The 17,996-nt window shown below is 51.5% G+C and carries 19 protein-coding genes and 1 pseudogene; 15 read left to right on the forward strand and 5 right to left on the reverse strand.

Annotated elements, in window-relative coordinates; genetic code table 11:
• Positions 1 to 10 precede the first annotated feature (10 nt).
• The 14 genes and pseudogenes from GUA87_RS05470 to GUA87_RS05535 all read left to right on the forward strand — a co-directional run bounded on the left by GUA87_RS05470 (position 11) and on the right by GUA87_RS05535 (position 11,888).
• A complete protein-coding gene (locus GUA87_RS05470; protein ID WP_193715486.1) occupies positions 11 to 826 on the forward strand; it encodes an ABC transporter ATP-binding protein in 816 nt (271 codons plus the stop codon).
• 42 nt (positions 827 to 868) lie between these two features.
• On the forward strand, positions 869 to 2,116 hold the full coding sequence (locus tag GUA87_RS05475; protein ID WP_193715487.1) for a phenylacetate--CoA ligase family protein: 1,248 nt from the start codon (positions 869 to 871) through the stop codon (positions 2,114 to 2,116).
• A 121-nt stretch (positions 2,117 to 2,237) separates the two neighbouring features.
• Complete coding sequence (ccmA, locus tag GUA87_RS05480; protein ID WP_193715488.1) at positions 2,238 to 2,858, forward strand: heme ABC exporter ATP-binding protein CcmA; 621 nt, start codon at positions 2,238 to 2,240, stop codon at positions 2,856 to 2,858.
• Entirely contained in the window at positions 2,855 to 3,520 is a 666-nt protein-coding gene (ccmB, locus tag GUA87_RS05485) for a heme exporter protein CcmB (protein ID WP_193715489.1), read from the forward strand. The genes ccmA and ccmB overlap by 4 nt, the downstream gene beginning before the upstream one ends.
• Positions 3,521 to 3,553: 33 nt before the next feature.
• On the forward strand, positions 3,554 to 4,285 hold the full coding sequence (locus tag GUA87_RS05490; RefSeq protein ID WP_193715490.1) for a heme ABC transporter permease: 732 nt from the start codon (positions 3,554 to 3,556) through the stop codon (positions 4,283 to 4,285).
• A gap of 118 nt (positions 4,286 to 4,403) precedes the next feature.
• Positions 4,404 to 4,595 (forward strand): heme exporter protein CcmD, encoded by a 192-nt coding sequence (gene ccmD, locus GUA87_RS05495; RefSeq protein ID WP_193715491.1) that lies wholly within the window; start codon positions 4,404 to 4,406, stop codon positions 4,593 to 4,595.
• Positions 4,592 to 5,032, forward strand: a complete 441-nt coding sequence (gene ccmE, locus GUA87_RS05500) for a cytochrome c maturation protein CcmE (protein WP_193715492.1) — start codon at positions 4,592 to 4,594, stop codon at positions 5,030 to 5,032. The genes ccmD and ccmE overlap by 4 nt, the downstream gene beginning before the upstream one ends.
• Positions 5,032 to 7,023, forward strand: a complete 1,992-nt coding sequence (locus tag GUA87_RS05505; protein WP_193715493.1) for a heme lyase CcmF/NrfE family subunit — start codon at positions 5,032 to 5,034, stop codon at positions 7,021 to 7,023. The genes ccmE and GUA87_RS05505 overlap by 1 nt, the downstream gene beginning before the upstream one ends.
• Before the next feature lie 4 nt (positions 7,024 to 7,027).
• Positions 7,028 to 7,567 carry a DsbE family thiol:disulfide interchange protein gene (locus tag GUA87_RS05510; protein ID WP_193715494.1) on the forward strand — a complete coding sequence of 180 codons (540 nt, stop codon included), beginning with the start codon at positions 7,028 to 7,030 and terminating at the stop codon, positions 7,565 to 7,567.
• A 47-nt stretch (positions 7,568 to 7,614) separates the two neighbouring features.
• Positions 7,615 to 8,037: pseudogene (locus GUA87_RS05515) on the forward strand (cytochrome c-type biogenesis protein); the annotation flags it as partial.
• Between the two features lie 35 nt (positions 8,038 to 8,072).
• Positions 8,073 to 9,461 (forward strand): c-type cytochrome biogenesis protein CcmI, encoded by a 1,389-nt coding sequence (gene ccmI / locus GUA87_RS05520; RefSeq protein WP_415774790.1) that lies wholly within the window; start codon positions 8,073 to 8,075, stop codon positions 9,459 to 9,461.
• A gap of 53 nt (positions 9,462 to 9,514) precedes the next feature.
• Positions 9,515 to 9,703: a hypothetical protein gene (locus GUA87_RS05525; protein ID WP_193715497.1), complete on the forward strand. Its 189-nt coding sequence runs from the start codon at positions 9,515 to 9,517 to the stop codon at positions 9,701 to 9,703.
• Between the two features lie 37 nt (positions 9,704 to 9,740).
• Positions 9,741 to 10,304: an NUDIX hydrolase gene (locus GUA87_RS05530; RefSeq protein WP_193715498.1), complete on the forward strand. Its 564-nt coding sequence runs from the start codon at positions 9,741 to 9,743 to the stop codon at positions 10,302 to 10,304.
• A gap of 78 nt (positions 10,305 to 10,382) precedes the next feature.
• Positions 10,383 to 11,888 carry a hypothetical protein gene (locus GUA87_RS05535; protein WP_193715499.1) on the forward strand — a complete coding sequence of 502 codons (1,506 nt, stop codon included), beginning with the start codon at positions 10,383 to 10,385 and terminating at the stop codon, positions 11,886 to 11,888.
• Here the strand turns inward: GUA87_RS05535 and GUA87_RS05540 are convergent.
• From GUA87_RS05540 to dapF, 5 genes are read right to left on the reverse strand one after another with little or no spacing between them, the layout of a single operon-like run.
• On the reverse strand, positions 11,866 to 12,720 hold the full coding sequence (locus GUA87_RS05540; RefSeq protein WP_193715500.1) for a heme-dependent oxidative N-demethylase family protein: 855 nt from the start codon (positions 12,718 to 12,720) through the stop codon (positions 11,866 to 11,868). The two genes, GUA87_RS05535 and GUA87_RS05540, sit on opposite strands and share 23 nt — an antisense overlap.
• A 4-nt stretch (positions 12,721 to 12,724) precedes the next feature.
• Entirely contained in the window at positions 12,725 to 13,291 is a 567-nt protein-coding gene (locus tag GUA87_RS05545) for a septation protein A (protein ID WP_193715501.1), read from the reverse strand.
• Positions 13,292 to 13,310: 19 nt separating this feature from the next.
• Entirely contained in the window at positions 13,311 to 14,261 is a 951-nt protein-coding gene (gene ftsY, locus GUA87_RS05550; protein WP_193715502.1) for a signal recognition particle-docking protein FtsY, read from the reverse strand.
• Positions 14,258 to 15,529: a tRNA (N(6)-L-threonylcarbamoyladenosine(37)-C(2))-methylthiotransferase MtaB gene (gene mtaB, locus GUA87_RS05555; RefSeq protein ID WP_193715503.1), complete on the reverse strand. Its 1,272-nt coding sequence runs from the start codon at positions 15,527 to 15,529 to the stop codon at positions 14,258 to 14,260. Before mtaB ends, ftsY begins: the two co-directional genes overlap by 4 nt.
• Complete coding sequence (dapF, locus tag GUA87_RS05560; protein ID WP_193715504.1) at positions 15,529 to 16,365, reverse strand: diaminopimelate epimerase; 837 nt, start codon at positions 16,363 to 16,365, stop codon at positions 15,529 to 15,531. Before dapF ends, mtaB begins: the two co-directional genes overlap by 1 nt.
• Positions 16,366 to 16,613: 248 nt before the next feature.
• Here dapF and ffh point away from each other — a divergent pair, with 248 nt between their 5' ends.
• Positions 16,614 to 17,975 carry a signal recognition particle protein gene (gene ffh, locus GUA87_RS05565; protein WP_193715505.1) on the forward strand — a complete coding sequence of 454 codons (1,362 nt, stop codon included), beginning with the start codon at positions 16,614 to 16,616 and terminating at the stop codon, positions 17,973 to 17,975.
• Positions 17,976 to 17,996 lie beyond the last annotated feature (21 nt).

Consider the following 17,996-nt stretch of genomic DNA (forward strand, 5'->3'; position numbering starts at 1 on the left):
AGTCTTGTCAATGAACGCGTCAAGTAATCCCCTTCTGAGGGTCAATAATATCGAGGTCATTTATGACCATGTTATCTTGGTACTTAAAGGGGTCTCGCTCGAGGTTCCTGAGGGAAAGATTGTATCTATCCTCGGGGCTAACGGCGCAGGCAAGACCACCTCTTTGAAAGCCATTTCTAACCTCCTCCGCTCTGAGCGCGGGGAGGTTACGAAAGGCTCCATTGAGTATCGCGGTAATAACATCACTGAAAGCTCTCCCGCCGAACTGGTTATGGATGGTGTTGTTCAGGTGATGGAAGGCCGTCACTGTTTTGAACACTTGACAGTGGAAGAAAATCTTCTGACTGGCGCTTACACCCGTAAAGGTGGCCGCGCGATGATCAATGAAGAACTTGAGAAGGTGTATCACTACTTCCCGCGCTTGAAAGAGCGTCGCACATCTCTCGCCGGTTATGTTTCCGGTGGTGAGCAGCAGATGGTTGCTGTGGGCCGTGCGCTGATGGCGAAGCCGAGCCTCATTCTGCTGGATGAGCCTTCGATGGGTCTGGCGCCGCAGCTTGTGGAAGAGATTTTTGAAATTGTGAAACGTTTGAACGTAGAAACCGGGGTGAGCTTCCTGGTTGCCGAGCAGAACGCTACGATCGCGCTGAAATATGCCCACTATGGCTATATTCTTGAAAATGGTCGTGTTGTGATGGACGGCGCTGCGGAAGACCTTTCAAACAACGAAGACGTTAAAGAGTTCTATCTGGGTCTGGGCGGCGACGGCCGCAAGAGCTTTAAAGATGTGAAGCACTATCGTCGTCGTAAGCGTTGGCTCGCCTAATTCCTCTTAGTAACAAAAGCAACAAGTATCTAGAGAGAGCAAATGAGCGACTCGCAGAAATTTTATGATGATCTGGAAACTCGCACGCCTGAACAGCGTGCGAAAGATCAGATCGCAGCCTTGCAGGAACAGATTGCCTATGCGAAAGCAAACTCCGATTATTTCGGTGAGCTTTTGAAGGATGTGGACCCTGCTTCAATTGACAGCATGGAAGCTTTGGCGTCCCTGCCTGTCACACGTAAATCCGATCTGATTGGTCATCAGGGTAAAAACCCACCGCTTGGTGGACTAAACGCTCAGCCGGTTGGTGAAGTCGCTAACGTGTTTATGTCTCCAGGCCCGATTTTCGAGCCTGGCCAAGACATCAAAGATTATTTTCGTATGGGCCGTGCCATGTGGGCCGCGGGCTTCCGTCCGGGCGACCTGGTTTACAACACTTTTTCCTATCACATGACCCCAGCGGGCCACATGATGGAAAGCGGCGCACGCGCTGTTGGTTGTCCGGTTTTCCCAGCGGGTATCGGCAACACTGAAATGCAGCTTCAAGCCATTTCCACATTAAAGCCACGGGCTTATGTCGGAACGCCTTCTTTCCTTAAAATCCTTCTGGAAAAAGGAACGGAAGCTGGCATGGATATGTCATCCATCAAAGTTGCCAGTGTTGGTGGTGAGGCATTGCCTCCGTCACTTCGTCAGGCACTGAAGGACATGGGTGTCGAGACAGTTATCCAATCATATGGTACTGCGGACCTTGGTCTGATTGCTTACGAGACCGAAGCGATGGAAGGTATGAGCATCGATGAAGGTGTGATTGTTGAAATCGTTCGTCCAGGTACAGGCGATCCGGTTGCACCGGGTGAGGTTGGCGAAGTTGTTGTTACTTCCTTCAACAAAACCTATCCATTGGTCCGCTTTGGTACAGGTGACATGTCTGCCTTCCTGGAAGGTGGCAGCGCTTGTGGTCGCACTGGACCACGCATTAAAGGCTGGATGGGTCGTGCAGACCAAACTGCCAAGGTGAAAGGCATGTTTGTTCACCCAGGTCAGGTTGTCGACGTTCAGAAAGCCCACGAAGAGATCAAAAAAATACGCCTTGTTGTCACAAGCGACAACAACATGGACGTCATGACAGTTCAGTGTGAAGTTGCCGGTGGCGATGACGCATTGAAAGACGAGGTTGGTAAATCTGTTCAAGCCAAATGTAAACTTCGCGGCAACGTTGAGTTTGTTGAGGTCGGAAGCCTTGCCAATGATGGTAAAGTGATCGACGATCAGCGCACATATGAATAGAGCCTACAATAATTGAAGGACAAATAAGGGAATTCTGAATTTCCTTTGATCCTGATAGTTGCGAAGAAAAGAACATTCCTGTAGCAAGGGATGTTCTTTTTTTATGGGAAGCTGCCACTTGATGACCTTAACAGCCTCGGACCTGTCCTCAATTCGGCAGGAAAGACAGATTTTTGCGGGTGTTGATCTTTCCTTGCAGGAAGGAGAGCTTCTCTGGGTTAAGGGGCGCAATGGTGCTGGTAAATCATCACTCCTTCGTATTATGGCGCGGCTTTTGAGCAGCCCGACGGGTAAGGTGCTGTGGCAAGGCGACGACGTGGCAGAAGATCCCGAACCTTACCTTTCAAATCTCCAATATATCGGGCATCAGGATGGCTTGAAGACAGCCTTTTCCCCGAAAGAAAATTTGCAGTTCTGGGTGGATTTTCACGGACGCGGCGATGTTTCTAAAGCTCTTGAAGCCTTTGAGCTTGCTCCCATCGCGGACAGTCCGGTTCGTATCCTGTCCGCAGGCCAGAAAAAGCGAACACATTTGGCGCGCCTCGTCGCGTGTCCTGCACCGCTTTGGATTTTGGACGAACCTGTCAGTTCGCTTGATGTGCATTTCATAGACTTGTTTAGACATGTCCTGAAGACCCACTTGAATAATGGGGGGATGGCCCTCCTCGCTACTCATCAGGATCTTCAGATGGATGGCACACGTATTCTTGATCTGGATAGGATTGGGGGTGAAGCGTCATGAGATCTTTCTTCCGACTTGTCCAACGGGATATTCAGCTAGCCGTGCGTCAGGGCAGTGCGCTCACCATGACATTGTCTTTCTTTGTCATCGCCGTAACTCTATTTCCGTTGGGAGTGGGGCCTGAACTGAACGTCCTTTCCCGCATAGGCCCAGGAGTGCTGTGGGTCGGGGCGCTTCTGTCCTGTATGCTTACACTGGATCGGATTTTTCAGGCGGACTATGAGGACGGGACCCTTGAGCAGCTTATGCTTGGGCCGTTACCGGGTGTGTTTCTTGTGCTGGCCAAGATCCTCGCCCACTGGATCACATCAGTACTTCCTTTGATTGTGATTTCACCCATATTGGCCATATCACTGGCCATGCCCGGAGATGGCATCATTGCCATGGTCGGAGCATTGCTCGTGGGTTCTCCGGTTCTTAGTTTAATTGGGGCTGTGGGGGCTGCCCTTACCGTGGCAATGCGTCGCGGGGGTGTGTTATTGTCTATACTGGTACTTCCATTGTATATACCTGTACTGATTTTCGGGGTTGCGGCGGTTGAAGCGGCTATTGCGCTCTTACCTGTGGCACCCCATATCATGCTACTTGGGGGACTGGCGCTTGGGGCGTTGGTCGTATGTCCATTGGCGGCAGCTGCGGCGCTGCGATTGGCAGTGGAATAGGTCAGAGCGAATTTGAAGGCGGGGAAAGGCCGAATGGCAGTTGATCTTCATAAATATGCAAACCCGAACCGGTTTTTGAAAATCGTTGGGGCGATTTATCCGTGGTCAGTTGTCGTAACGATCGTGTCCTTGCTTGCGGGCTTGTATCTGGGGCTGTTTGTCTCCCCTGAGGATTACCAGCAGGGCGACACGGTTCGCATCATGTTTGTACATGTCCCTGCCGCTTGGATGGCGCTGAGCATTTATACAATGATGGCGGTCTCATCCGCTGTGGGTCTCATTTGGAAACATCCTGTTGCGGATCTCTCTGCCAAGGCAATGGCACCTGTAGGTGCGGCTTTTACTTTTCTTGCCCTTGTGACAGGTTCTTTGTGGGGTCAGCCTATGTGGGGAACTTACTGGGTGTGGGATGCACGTCTAACCAGCATGTTGATCCTGTTATTTCTTTATCTGGGTTACATGGCAATCTGGGAAAGCTTTGACGACTATTCCAAAGCCGCAAAAGCCGCTGCCATTTTGGTGCTGGTCGGTGTGATTAATATCCCGGTGATCAAGTTCTCTGTGGATTGGTGGAACACTCTGCATCAGCCAGCCAGTGTGGCGACTATGGAGGGGCCGAAAATTCACAGCTCCATCCTGACCCCGCTACTGGTAATGGGACTTGCTTATATGAGCTTGTTTACGACGCTCTATTGTATTCGGGTGAAGTCAGAAATTTTGGGGCGTCGTCTGCGTATGTTGCAGATCAACCAGATACAGGAATAGGTCGCCTCGCGGCATTGTGACGCATCGTGTCGCAGTGCCTCTGGTAGTTTGGGTTTGAGCATTTATATTTGTAGGTTAGCTAAAGAAATCAAAGGTTAGCCTGTCGGGAGTGAAACCGGTGTCAGAGTTTTTTGAAATGGGCGGATATGCCGCCTTTGTCTGGTCTTCATATTTTGTCTCAGCGCTTATTTTGATCACTTTGGTGATCACAAGCGTCAGAAAGTTGAAGAAGATCGAGCAGGAACTTGTCCCCATGGAAGAAGCCCGCCGGGCGCGACGCCAACGTAACCGTGAAGGACGTGTCTCATGACCCGTAAACGTCGTCGTTTATATATTGTGCTTTCAGGTCTCGCAGTGCTGGGCCTCGCAGCCGCTCTGATCCTGTCTTCGTTTCAGGATAGTCTGGTTTTCTTCCACAGCCCGTCTGATCTGGCTGAAAAACCTGTACCACCGGGCCGTACATTCCGCCTTGGTGGATTGGTGGAAGAAGGAAGCTTTGTCAAAGATGGCGTTACCATCACGTTTAGTGTGACGGATACGGCGGAAAGTGTACCTGTAACGTATGAAGGCTTGGTGCCGGATTTGTTCCGTGAAGGACAGGGCGTTGTTGCCGAAGGCCAAATGAACGATGAAGGTGTTTTTGTCGCCAGCAATGTTCTTGCCAAACATGACGAGAATTATATGCCGCCTGAGGTTGCGGATAGCCTCAAAAAAGCGGGGCAGTGGAAAGCAGAAGGATCTAACTGATGACAGGTGAAATTGGCCAGTTTACCTTGATACTGGCGCTGGTCGTTTCATTCTTGCAGGGCACCATCCCCATGGTTGGTGCCTCTCGTGGATCCGTAGCGCAGATGAGATTTGCGTCACATGCGGCCTTTGTACAGTTTTTGGCGCTCACCGTGGCCTTTATCGCGCTGACTTACGCCTATGTGACCAGCGATTTTTCGATTACTAATGTGGCCAGCAATTCCCATTCTCTAAAACCGCTTCTGTACAAAATCAGTGGGGTTTGGGGAAACCATGAAGGCTCCTTGCTTCTGTGGGCCTGGATTTTGGCGTTGTTTGGTTTTGCCGTTGCGGCTTTTGGTGGCAACCTTCCCATGACGCTCCGCGCCCGTGTGATGGCGGTGCAGGGGCTTGTGGGTATCGGTTTCCTTCTCTTTATCATATTTACAAGTAATCCATTTGAACGTGTCGATCCGGCCCCCTTTGACGGCAATGGTTTGAACCCTTTGCTTCAGGACCCGGGCCTCGCATTCCACCCGCCATTTCTGTATCTGGGTTATGTGGGTCTGTCTGTTACCTTCTCCTTCGCCATCGCGGCACTGATCGAAGGTAAAGTTGATCCCGCCTGGGCCCGATGGGTGCGCCCTTGGACACTGGCGGCATGGGGGTTCCTCACCCTTGGGATCGCCCTTGGATCATGGTGGGCGTATTACGAGCTTGGCTGGGGTGGCTGGTGGTTCTGGGACCCCGTTGAAAACGCATCCTTCATGCCGTGGCTTGCGGCAACCGCGCTTCTTCATTCTGCCATTGTGGTGGAAAAGCGGGATGCCCTTAAAAACTGGACAATTCTTCTGGCCATTATCGCGTTCAGTTTCTCGCTGCTGGGGACCTTCCTTGTGCGTTCAGGTGTGCTCAATTCTGTTCACGCTTTTGCATCCGATCCGACACGCGGTATTTTTGTGCTTGGTTTCTTCGTTGTGGTCGTTGGATCTTCACTCACCCTCTACGCCTTCCGGGCACCAGCTATGAAGGGCGGGGGGTTATTCTCTCCGATCAGCCGCGAAGGCGCGCTGGTTTTGAATAACCTTCTTCTGTCCACAGCCTTGGGAACCGTTTTGGTTGGAACACTTTATCCGCTGTTTCTGGATGCGGTGACCGGGGAGAAAGTCTCTGTCGGACCGCCTTACTTCAATTCCACCTTCTTGCCGATTGTGATCCCGCTGATCATTGCGCTGGCCGCTGGACCTTTCCTGCCATGGAAGCGGGCGGATCTTGCGGGTGTGATGTCCCGCCTGAAACTGGCCTTGGTCAGTGTGTTTGTGATCGCTGCTGTTGTCTGGTGGGTGACCGAACAGGCGCCAATTATGGCCTATGTGGGTATGGCGCTGTTTGCGTGGCTGACCGTTGCCGTACTGATTGAATGGACGGACCGCCTGAAACTGTTCCGCACCTCACTTGGTCAAAGCTGGAAACGCCTGAAGAACCTGCCTAGAAGTGCTCATGGTATGACTTTGGCCCACTTGGGTGTGGCCATGGTGATCCTTGGGATTACGGCATCGGAATCCTGGCAGAGCGAGCGCTTGGGCGTCATGAAGCCCGGTGAGATCGTGAATGTGGGCGGATATGATTTCCGCTTTGACGGAGCCGAGCAGGGCAAAGGCCCTAACTACAACTATCTGGAAGGTACTTTCACGGTTTTCCATAAAGGTGAAGAGATGGGCATTATGAAGCCGTCTCAGCGTCAGTATTCCTCGCCGCCTATGGAAACCACTGAAGCGGCGATCTGGCCGATGGTCTCTGCGGATCTGTATGCGGTGGTTGGCGAATCCGATGGTAAGGGTGGTTTTGCTACCCGGATCTATCACAAACCGTTCGTGTCCTGGATCTGGGCTGGTGCCATTGTGATGTTTATTGGAGGCGCCTTTAGCTTAAGCGATCGACGGTTCCGTATCGCGGCGGCCTCCAAAAACAAAAAGAAACTTCCCGCCAACAGTTCAGTAGCCGGAGCCTGATAAAATGCGTTTTGGTTTTCTTGCCCCCGTTGCCATCTTCGCCCTGATTTCAGTGGTGATGTTGTATGCGCTATTTTATCTGGACCCGAAGGAAATTCCTTCCGAACTGGTAAACAAATCAGCCCCAGAATTTTCACTGGAGCCCGTCCCCGGATATGGGGAACCGCTTTCCACAGCTCATGTGAAAGAAGGAAAACTGACACTTTTGAACGTGTTTGCTTCCTGGTGTGTGGCATGTCTTGCAGAACATCCAACTCTGATGGATCTCAGTAAAAAGGGGCAGGTTGATATTCTCGGTCTCAATTATAAGGACAAACCGGAAGCGGCGGCCCGCTGGCTCTCTCGTCATGGAAACCCCTACAAGCGCACAGGTATGGATCTGAACGGTCGTGTCGGTATTGATTTTGGGGTTTATGGGGTACCTGAAACCTTCATTATGGGACCGGACGGTACAATTCTGGACAAGATCATTGGCCCGATCACAGAAAAGGATCTGAAGAATAAGATCCTGCCGCGAATCCAGCAATATAACACTAAGGGGTAACAAGGTTTATGGGACGAATTAAACATCTTGTTGCGATCCTTGGGGTCATGGCGGGTCTTGCATTGTCTGCACCTGCTTTTGCCATTTTCGTGGAAGAACGCCTTCCAAATGCGGCAGATGAAGCCCGGGCGCGGGAAATTGCAGAGGATATTCGCTGTCTCGTATGTCAGAACCAAAGCATCATGGACAGTAACGCGGGCCTTGCCAAAGATTTGCGCGCTATCGTGCGTGAGCAGGTCGCAGCCGGTAAAAGTGACGATGAAGTACGTGAATTTCTGGTTGTCCGCTATGGTGACTGGGTGTTGTTGAACCCACCTTTGAAAACAAGAACCCTGATCCTTTGGGCCAGCCCTTTTGTGTTGTTGGTCGTGGGCGGATTTTTCATGTTCCGTTTCTTGCGCCGAAAAAATGATCGCGCGGAAACTGCCGCGGCACCAGCGCCCCTGACAGCAGAAGAACAGGCGGAATTGGATAAACTTTTGCGCAATGAGGACGGGGGCAAATGATGATCTGGGTTGTTCTTGCTGTTATCTCGCTCGTTGCGGCGGCGTTTCTTGTCTATCCGTTTTTCTTTGGCAACAAGGACGCCAAAGGGGATCAGGAATTGGGATTAGAGCTGTATAAAACACAGCTTCAGGAACTTGAAAAAGATGTGAAAGACGGTGTGACCAGCGAGGAAGCTGCGGCACCGATCCGCCTTGAAATTCAGCGCCGTATCTTGCGCACCTCCCGTCTGGAAAGCGGCTCTCAGAAGCTGATCAGCTCCAATCAGATTGCGTTGGCAGGATTTGTCTTTGTGGTCTTGCTGGTCGGAAGTTTTGGCCTGTACTGGGATCTTGGATCGCCGAACCTGCCAGCAAAACCGTTGGCTTCACGTGATCTGGATGCTGAGCGTGAGCAGCTGGTGGGGGATGGGCAGGACATGCAAGTGCTCGTCAAGCGTCTCGCTGAGCGTCTGCAGGAACAGCCGGATAATCTGGATGGATGGGTTTTGCTTGCCCGGTCTTTGAGCCGCATGGGTCGCTATGAAGATGCGGCCAATACATTCCTTCAAGCCACCAAACTAGAACCCAATGATCCGAACCTTTATATCGGGGCGGGGGAAAACTTCTATTTCCTTGCGGATCGCTTTATCAGCGAAGCGTCCTTAAGTGCCTTCAAAAAGGCAGAGGACATTGCGCCGCGCCATCCGGGGGTTCGCTTCTACATGGCCTTGTATGAACTGCAAAGTGGCCGGGAAGATATGGCATTGCAGCTTTGGATTGACCTTTATAAAGACAGTGATCCAAGTGACGCCTTTATCCCCGTATTAAAGGGGCAAATCACTCAACTGGCGGACAAACTGGGTCAGGACGTGGCTGGGTTGTTTGAACAAGAAGCCGCCCCATCCACTGGAATGCCGGCCCTTAGCCGTGAAGACCGTGAAATGGCGGCGGAAATGAGTGCTGCCGATCGTCAGGACATGATCAAAAGCATGGTGGCCCGCCTTGCCGAGCGTATGGAGGAAGAGCCGGAATTTGACGGATTGATGCGTCTCGGCCGTTCCTACGGTACACTTGGGGAGCTTCAAAAATCTGCGGTGGCCTATGGCAAAGCGGCAGAGTTGAAGCCGACTGATCCGATGCCGCTGATCATGCAGGCGCTTGCCTTGGTACAAGATGCCCCCCGTGAAGCCCCGCCACCTCAAGAAGCCATCCAGATCTATAAAAAGGTTCTGGCCATGGATGACACCATTGCGGAGGCCCATTGGTATGTCGGATTGGATGCCGCCATTGGGGGGCGCAAAGAAGAAGCTCTCTCCCATTGGCAGAAAATACTGCCTCTGGTTCCCGTGGAAAGCCCCCTTCATAAGAACGTGACAAACGCGATCAAATCTCTTTCCGAAGGTAGTTAGAGTTGCTAAACTGGCGGTCAGGGTAGAATGCCCGGACCGCAAAGGGGGCGGAGATGGTAAGAATATCAGGCACGTTGTCGAGCAATGTGACCTTATCAAGCAGATTGGCAGGGGGACAGCCGGATAATTATCAGCGGCAGGTAAATCCGGTTGAAAAACTGGAGAAGCCCGTTGTCATGAAAGACCAACGCCCCAACATGACCTTTAGCGGTTTGGGTCGACGTATTGATATCAACGTCTAGACCCGCCGCGGTCCCCTGACCAGAAAGGCGAATAAAAATGGCCTCGACTAACCCAAATGATTTCAAGTTTATCCGGGAAATTCCGGAAGGGGATGATCTTGAGCGCCATGTCTGTACAGATTGCGGCTGGATCCACTATGAAAATCCTAAAATTGTGGTGGGGTCTGTCGTTACCTATGAAGACAAGTTCCTGTTATGCCGCCGTGCCATAGAGCCCCGCAAGGGCTTCTGGACGTTGCCTGCCGGATTTATGGAACAGAAGGAAACCACTGAAGAAGGGGCGGCTCGTGAAGCCTGGGAAGAAGCGGAAGCCAAGATCATTGTGGAAGATCTTCTCGCTATCTACAATGTGACCCATATCAGCCAGGTGCAGATCATGTATCGGGCCCATTTGGAAGCACCTGAGTACAAACCGGGTAAAGAATCACTGGAAGTTGACCTTTTTGCCTGGGATGAAATTCCCTGGGACCAGTTGGCCTTTCCCACCGTTGTCTGGGCCTTGCATCAATATCGGGATGTAAAAGGGCAAAAGCACATTGCGCCCTTTGGAAATGCGACCGGTGATCTTTACAAACAATCCTTTGAAATGCTTACCCGTTAGGCGGGATTTTTGTAAATTACCTTTTCCTTATAATGTGAGTGATTTATATTTCTCTTAACACCAAAAGGGGAGGGGGATATGAGATCATTTGCAATTTTGGCAGTAGGCTTGTTTCTGACGGGATGCAGTAACTACACGTCCTATTTGCATGAAACCGAAGCGGCTATTGGCACCGAAAGTCAGGCAACAAAGATCATGCATACCAGCGTGGATTTCCCGCGTGGTATTTCCCTCACCATGCCGGGATATGTGATCGGGGTTGAAAAGGCCCCTCGTGAAAATGTGACAACAGCACGCTGGCAGATCAGTCCAAGGTCCCTAAAACAGGACCACCCCCGAATTGCGGGCGCAGGTGCACGGACCTACAGCCGGGCGGATGCGGTTTATACGGATTCCAAAGCTCATATCATCACCCATGTGATGAAGTTTGATGTTCAAAGCAGTCCCATCTCAGGCTACCAGCGGGTCAAAGGATGTGCCCTTTATAATCTTTATGAAGATGATGAGGCGGGAGCGGAGATAGAATGCCAAAATCACCTTCCCGCATTACCCAAAAAGGAACTTAAAAAAGCTTTTGACCATAGCTGGAACGCCCTTGATAAATTTAAAGAGTCGTTTTTAGAACAGCTGAGCGGCGATAACGCGCCGACCCATGTCATTGTTTATGTGATGGGGTGGAATACCCCGCAGATTGAGGCCTACAGGAACTTCAATTCATTAGCGGGTCATCTGATTGATGCTGCCGAGGCGGATAAGGCAAAAGAGTTTCGCCCCCTTATTATCGGGGTTACATGGCCATCACTTTGGCGTGGCGTGACACTGCTTCCAAACTTCATTTCCCAGCCAGTGAGTTATCGGAATAAAGCAGATGATGCGGATGAGCTGGGCCTGACGTGGCTTGGGGCTTTGATCCATGATGTGCTGCCAGCTGTTCGTGATCAGGTGAACCGCGAGAAAGGCAGATATATTCCCATCATTACCGTTGGGCACAGCTTTGGAGCAAGAGCGGTGAGCCGTGCTGTGTTTACAGGGCCGACTATTGCAAGGGACCCGAACAACACGCCAAAGCATAATCGCCACCGGGTCGCCGATGTGATGATTGGCCTTCAAGGGGCGTTCAGTAAAAACCGCTTCCATCCCAAAAATGGGGAAGGGCGCGAAGGGCAACCTTATGATCAATTCCGCTATCAGGCGGGACAGACAATTCTAACCGCGTCCCGCCATGATAAAGCAATTGATCTGGGTTTCTGGGTAGACGCTGCGGGTAATGAAGAATCGTGGGATGCGGAATGTGCAGGACCGGAGGCTGCCAATAACCCCCTGTTTAATTGTCAGAATCTGTTGGAGAGGGAGAAATTTATTCCGCTTCTTCGGTCTTTGCCCGCGAAAGCCTGTCAGGGGAATGATCCCGAAAGCTGCCGTATTCAATATGTCCGGCTGGATCCCATTGTACGCTTTAATGCCGCGGAAACGGGGGGCGGCGCCCATAGTGATATTTACCGCGCGCCTATCGGTCAGCTAACCTGGGAAATGATCAAGAAATACGCGCCGGGTGGAGAGATTACGCGGGTGCCGACAAATTGACGGGTGAGTTTAGATACTCAAATAACAGGTCTTCATATCGCGCTACCGTTTTATAACGGCGCATGGCGTCTGGCATTGTTGTCAGGGAATGAAGCAATGTCAGGCGGCGTTGATCATCCGCGACCAGTTCATCCAATATGGTGTTGAAGATGCGAATGGTAAAGAGGGCGCTGTTTTTTGTTTCCAGCCGCTGCAACGTTTGGCGTTCCACCCGGAAGAAGAAGGCGGATCCGATGGTGTCTAAGGTAATATCAGCTTTTTTGGGCTGTTGTTCCCGCCACCAGTTTGGTTGGAACAGCGCATTGTCATCATAAAGGCCCCAGTTAAACCGTTCGACGATTTTGCCGGCCTTCATGTTCTGGAAAAATTTGTCGATCGAATGGCCAATGGCAGGGTTTAAATCCGGGACGGGATCATGGATTGCCTGCATGGGTTTGCCGACCTTTTCGGTTAAGTTCCAGCCCGTGGGAAAACAAACGGAGGCTGCGGTGAGATCATATTCTCCATGCGCCCCCTCCTGCATCAGGACCAGATCTTCCTGAACCATCAATGAGGCATTTAAAAGAGGATCATCTGCACCCGGATCGGAGACAAGAAATTCTGGATAAGAAGCGTTTAGTTCCTTTGTCACCAGTTCAAGGATCTCTTGAGATCCTTCTTTGGCAGCCCCAGTTGTTGCAAAAACGGCATCCCGGTGTCTGGCAACCAGATCAGATTTCAATTTTATATCGGATGCGTAATGATCATCCACATCCAACCATGACCGCCCTTTAACGGGCTTCAGCCCCATGGAAAATCTGAAATCGCCTTCTTCAACCGGGAAGTAGCGCAAAGCTTTAGCCTTCGTCTTCGGTCTTCAGCGCATGTTTGGAAAACAGGCCCATTTGCATCAGGAAGAACACGAATGTCGCGCCAGTAAAGCCAAAGACTTTGATATTAACCCAGAGTTCGGTGGAATAGTTGCGCCAGACAACTTCGTTGGCAGCGGCCATAATCAGGAAGAAGGCTACAAGACGCCATGTCAGCTTATGCCAACCTTCCTGATCCAGTTTCCAGACGGAGCCAAACAAGATCTGCACAAAGGATTTACCCATCATCAGCCCTGCAAACAGCGCAGCTGAGAAAAGTGCGTAGATAATGGTTGGCTTCATTTTAATGAAGGTATCGTCCTTTAGGTACAAGGTCAGGCCACCAAATACAGTGACAACAACGGCGGTGACCAACGGCATGGCTGGTAGTTTGCGTTCATAGTAATAGGAAACTGCAAGTCCGATTAGGGTAGTCACAATGATAACCCCTGTGGCAACAAACAGATCATACAGATAGTAAGCCCCTAGAAACAGGCCAATGGGACCCAATTCGGTTGCTGTCTTGATGGCTTGTGGCATCGGACGGTTGGACATGTTTACTTCCCTGTAGCTTTTATTCTGACTTGTCCGCACCGCTTAGTGCGCGGGCGAAATCACGGGCGGTGAAAGGCTGCAGGTCATCTACACCTTCTCCAACACCGATGGCATGCACGGGCAGGCCAAACTTATCCGCAATGGCGACCAGAACACCACCGCGGGCGGTGCCATCCAGTTTTGTCATGACCAGGCCTGTGACATCACAGACCTTGCCAAAAATCTCTACCTGATTGAGGGCGTTCTGACCCGTTGTCGCATCTAGAACCAAGAGGCATGAATGGGGGGCATCAGGATCTAGTTTTTTGATCACACGCAGGATTTTTTCAAGCTCAGCCATCAGGTCGGTTTTATTCTGGAGGCGGCCCGCTGTATCGATCAGCAAAAGGTCTGTGCCGTCTTTGCGGGCTTCTTCCAAAGCTGAGAAAGCAAGACCCGCCGCGTCACCGCCTACTTTTGTGGTGATCACACGCGATCCTGTGCGTTCCCCCCAGATACCTAGCTGTTCAACGGCGGCTGCACGGAACGTATCACCGGCCGCCATCATAACTTTCTTGCCCGCATCGGAATATTGTTTGGCAAGTTTACCGATGGTGGTGGTTTTTCCAGATCCGTTCACACCAACAACCAGAACCACATGAGGCTTCACATCTGTTTTCAGCTCAAAAGGTTTGGCAACTGGGTCAAGAATGGCCGTGACTTCATCTGCAAGGGCTTCCTTGATTTCCTCAGGGGAGATTTCCTTGTCGTAGCGGGTCTTCGCGATGTTACTGGCGATACGAGCTGCCGTTGTCACACCAAGGTCGGACGTGATGAGAAGCTCTTCCAGCTCCTCCACCACATCATCATCCAGCTTTCGCTTGGTGAAAATTTCGGTGATACCGGTGGTGAGAGAGTTTGAAGAGCGTTTCAAGCCATCGGTTAAACGGCGAAACCAGCCTTTTTTCTCTTTCTTCTCGCTGTCACTCATGTGGCGGAAGCCCCTTCTGTCGCATAGAGTTTTTTCCCATCGGTATGGGTAATTTCAACCATCAGGATATTACCGGCTGTGGCGGCAAAATCAAACTGAACCGGTGCATATTGTTCTGTTCGTCCGGTCGTTTCATTTTCAGCCAGAACAGCCAGCTTTTTGCCAACCTGTTCACCCAAATGACGGGCCAGATTGGCAGATCCTACAGCGCGCAGGTTCGCCGCGCGGAGTTTGCGTTTGTCCCCCGGCACTTGAGGCATTTTCGCGGCCGGTGTGCCGGGGCGTTCTGAATAGGGGAATACATGGGCGTATGTAATATCGCATTCTTCTAAAAGAAGACGACTGTTTTCTGCCATGTCATCTGTTTCTGTTGGGAAACCTGCAATGATATCCGCACCAAAGACCACATCAGGGCGCAGGCTGCGTGCTTTTGCGCAAAAATCATAAACGTCTTTTCGAAGATGACGCCGCTTCATACGTTTTAAGACCATATCATCACCTGCTTGCAGGCTGATATGCAGATGCGGCATCAGACGCGGTTCACTCTCGATCAAAGTCCATAGATCTTCATCTACTTCTACAGGATCCAGTGAGGAGAGGCGCAATCGTTCAATACCCGGCACCAGTGCCAATAGCCGGCGGCACATTTGCCCAAGGCTTGGTTTGCCCGGAAGGTCTTCCCCATATGCGGTGATGTCCACACCGGTCAGAACAAATTCCTTATACCCATTTTGCGTGAGGGATTCGGCTTGTTCCACGATGGCACCCAGTGGAACAGATCGGCTATTGCCGCGGCCATAAGGAATAATACAGAAGGTGCAGCGGTGATCGCAGCCATTCTGAATTTGCAGAAAAGCACGGGCGCGTCCTTCAAACCCTTCCAGAAGGTGACTCGCCGTTTCTTCTGCGGACATGATGTCGTTGACCTGAACCCGTTCTGTCTGATCCAGACCAAAGGATTGCGGCTCCAGCTTTTCAAGGTTCCCAAGAATTTGATCCACCTCGTCCATCTTCTGGAACTGATCCGGGTTTGTCTGGGCGGCACAGCCGGTCACAATGATGCGGGCATCTGGATGGTCCCGGCGGGCTTTGCGAATGGCCTGTCGGGCCTGACGTTCGGCTTCGTTGGTCACCGCGCATGTGTTGATAATCACCGCGTTGTTCAAACCAGCTGCACTTGCATGGCCACGCATCACTTCTGATTCGTAGCTGTTAAGTCTGCAGCCGAAGGTGACAATCTCCGGAGATTCGAGAGGTTTTTTGGTCATCACTTGGTACCGGTCAGAAGATCTTTGGACAGAACTCCGTCAAATGAGTAAGCAATGGCACCTCCCATGAGAACGGTGCCGTCCTCTTGCCATTCCATATATAAAGGGCCGCCGTTCAGGTGAAGGGTGGCTTTGCGTTTTGTAAGGCCCCGCAAAAATGCGGCGACAATGGTTGCACATGCGGCAGAACCGCAGGCAAGCGTAATACCCACACCTCGCTCCCACACGCGAAGGCGCAAGCTTCCGTCACTGTTCACACTGGCGACACTGATATTGGCTTTGTTAGGCAGCATGGGATCATGTTCCAACACCGGGCCCCATTTCTCAAGATCAATGGCTTCCGCATCATCCACGAAGAAGACCAGATGCGGATTGCCCATGTTAACAGCCACTGGATCGGACAAGGGTCCTGCTGCGATGCCTACATGTTCTGTGTCTTGTTCTTTGGCGAGCGGTATATCTTGCCACCCCATGCGCGGCGTGCCCATGTTAATGACGACAATACCGTCATCTTGCTGATGCCCATTTAAAAGGCCTGCAACCGTTTCGATTACGATTTTATCCTTACCTGTTTCTGCCATGGTCAGGTGAGCCACGCAGCGGGTCGCGTTACCGCAGGCTTCTGCCTCGGTTCCGTCGGAGTTGTAGATGCGCATAAAGACGTCGGCGTCGGTGTCCGGCTCCAGCACCACAAGTTGGTCATAACCAACTCCGCGATGTCGGTCGCCGATCGCCCGAAGCTGATCCGGCGTCAGGTTTGGATTTTTGTCCCTGCCGTCAATGACGACAAAGTCGTTACCAAGACCATGCATCTTTTTAAACGTAATCTGTTCCATATGCCGCGATATAGGGGTTAAAAGGGCTTTGGTCCAGAAATAAAGTCACATATCAGGCATGTGCGACTTGACTCTTCCTCGGCTTTGTGGCTATTTCACCCCACTCTATCCAAAGAGCGACATAACCAGAACACCTTATCGGGTGCCGTCAGTCCGCGAGTATCGCGCACTGGCGTTTTTTGCGTTGAGTTGTTTTGCGGGTTTTTGGAACTGAATTTGAACAGCAATTTTGAACGGGTTTTGACCATATGTTCGAAAATTTGACCGGCAGACTGGGTGATGTACTTGGCAAACTGACCAAGCGCGGTGCCCTGACAGAAGCAGACGTCTCAGAAGTGATGCGTGAAGTTCGCGTGGCCCTTCTGGAAGCGGACGTGGCCTTGCCGGTTGTTAAAAGCTTTATCAAAAAAGCCAAAGCGAAAGCCGTTGGCACAGAAGTTCTGAAATCCATTAATCCGGGCCAGATGGTCATCAAGGTGGTTCATGACCAGCTTGTTGAAACATTGGGATCTGAACAGCAGGAGTTGAACCTGCTGGCGGTACCGCCGATTGTTTACATGATGGTTGGTCTGCAAGGTTCCGGTAAAACAACTTCTACTGCGAAGATCGCGAAATTCCTGACAGAGAAGCACGGCAAGAAAGTGCTGATGGCGTCTTTGGACGTACGTCGCCCGGCCGCGCAGGAACAGCTTCGTGTTCTGGGTGAGCAGCTTGAGATCAAAACCCTTCCGATTGTTGAAGGTCAGCAGCCGGTAGATATCGCACGTCGCGCGCTGGAATCAGCAAAGCTTCAAGGCTTTGATGTGATTATGCTCGATACGGCAGGTCGCCTGCATGTGGATGAGCAGCTCATGACCGAAATGAAGGCGGTTCATGAGATTTCAGCCCCAACCGAGACATTGCTGGTTGTTGATAGCCTGACAGGTCAGGACGCGGTCAATGTGGCCGAACAGTTTAAATCCCGTGTGGATGTCACTGGTATCGTCATGACCCGTATTGATGGTGACGGTCGCGGTGGTGCGGCATTGTCCATGCGGGAAGTAACCGGCTGTCCGATCAAACTTCTGGGTACTGGCGAGAAGATGGATGCGTTGGAGCTGTTCCATCCGGATCGTATCGCCAACCGTATCCTCGGTATGGGTGACGTTGTCTCCCTGGTGGAAAAAGCCGCCGAAATGATCGAGAAGGACGAAGCTGAAAAGCTCGCCCTGAAAGTTCAAAAAGGTATTTTTGATCTGGACGATCTGGCAAGCCAGCTTCGTCAGATGCTGAAAATGGGTGGTATGAATAGCCTTGTTGGCATGCTTCCTGGTGTCGGCAAAATGAAGAAACAACTCGATAACGCGAATCTCGATGACAAATTGCTGCGTCGCCAGATCGCCATTGTCGAAAGCATGACGCCACAAGAGCGTCGTAATCCAAAGATCATCGCTGCGTCCCGGAAAAAGCGTATCGCTGCCGGGGCGGGCATGTCCGTACAGGATGTCAACCGCCTGCTGAAACAGCATAAGCAAATGGCATCCATGATGAAAAAGGTGAAGAAGCTCGGTAATAAGGGCGTCATGCGTGGCGGTCTGCAGGGTCTTCTCCCACCCGGTATGAAATTTTAATTTAAGTATTTGACCTAAGAG

The organism is Sneathiella sp. P13V-1, assembly GCF_015143595.1.
Classification (GTDB): Bacteria; Pseudomonadota; Alphaproteobacteria; order Sneathiellales; family Sneathiellaceae; genus Sneathiella.

What these genes read in the sequence shown, in the direction of transcription:
- GUA87_RS05530 (WP_193715498.1), top strand. Translation starts at nt 9,741, where the DNA reads ATGGCCTCGACTAACCCAAATGATTTCAAGTTTATCCGGGAAATTCCG.
- GUA87_RS05470 (WP_193715486.1), top strand. Translation starts at nt 11, where the DNA reads ATGAACGCGTCAAGTAATCCCCTTCTGAGGGTCAATAATATCGAGGTC.
- ccmA (WP_193715488.1), top strand. Translation starts at nt 2,238, where the DNA reads ATGACCTTAACAGCCTCGGACCTGTCCTCAATTCGGCAGGAAAGACAG.
- ffh (WP_193715505.1), top strand. Translation starts at nt 16,614, where the DNA reads ATGTTCGAAAATTTGACCGGCAGACTGGGTGATGTACTTGGCAAACTG.
- mtaB (WP_193715503.1), bottom strand. Translation starts at nt 15,529, where the DNA reads ATGACCAAAAAACCTCTCGAATCTCCGGAGATTGTCACCTTCGGCTGC.
- ccmB (WP_193715489.1), top strand. Translation starts at nt 2,855, where the DNA reads ATGAGATCTTTCTTCCGACTTGTCCAACGGGATATTCAGCTAGCCGTG.
- GUA87_RS05535 (WP_193715499.1), top strand. Translation starts at nt 10,383, where the DNA reads ATGAGATCATTTGCAATTTTGGCAGTAGGCTTGTTTCTGACGGGATGC.
- GUA87_RS05510 (WP_193715494.1), top strand. Translation starts at nt 7,028, where the DNA reads ATGCGTTTTGGTTTTCTTGCCCCCGTTGCCATCTTCGCCCTGATTTCA.
- GUA87_RS05490 (WP_193715490.1), top strand. Translation starts at nt 3,554, where the DNA reads ATGGCAGTTGATCTTCATAAATATGCAAACCCGAACCGGTTTTTGAAA.
- ftsY (WP_193715502.1), bottom strand. Translation starts at nt 14,261, where the DNA reads ATGAGTGACAGCGAGAAGAAAGAGAAAAAAGGCTGGTTTCGCCGTTTA.
- GUA87_RS05525 (WP_193715497.1), top strand. Translation starts at nt 9,515, where the DNA reads ATGGTAAGAATATCAGGCACGTTGTCGAGCAATGTGACCTTATCAAGC.
- dapF (WP_193715504.1), bottom strand. Translation starts at nt 16,365, where the DNA reads ATGGAACAGATTACGTTTAAAAAGATGCATGGTCTTGGTAACGACTTT.
- GUA87_RS05475 (WP_193715487.1), top strand. Translation starts at nt 869, where the DNA reads ATGAGCGACTCGCAGAAATTTTATGATGATCTGGAAACTCGCACGCCT.
- GUA87_RS05505 (WP_193715493.1), top strand. Translation starts at nt 5,032, where the DNA reads ATGACAGGTGAAATTGGCCAGTTTACCTTGATACTGGCGCTGGTCGTT.
- ccmE (WP_193715492.1), top strand. Translation starts at nt 4,592, where the DNA reads ATGACCCGTAAACGTCGTCGTTTATATATTGTGCTTTCAGGTCTCGCA.
- ccmI (WP_415774790.1), top strand. Translation starts at nt 8,073, where the DNA reads ATGATCTGGGTTGTTCTTGCTGTTATCTCGCTCGTTGCGGCGGCGTTT.
- GUA87_RS05545 (WP_193715501.1), bottom strand. Translation starts at nt 13,291, where the DNA reads ATGTCCAACCGTCCGATGCCACAAGCCATCAAGACAGCAACCGAATTG.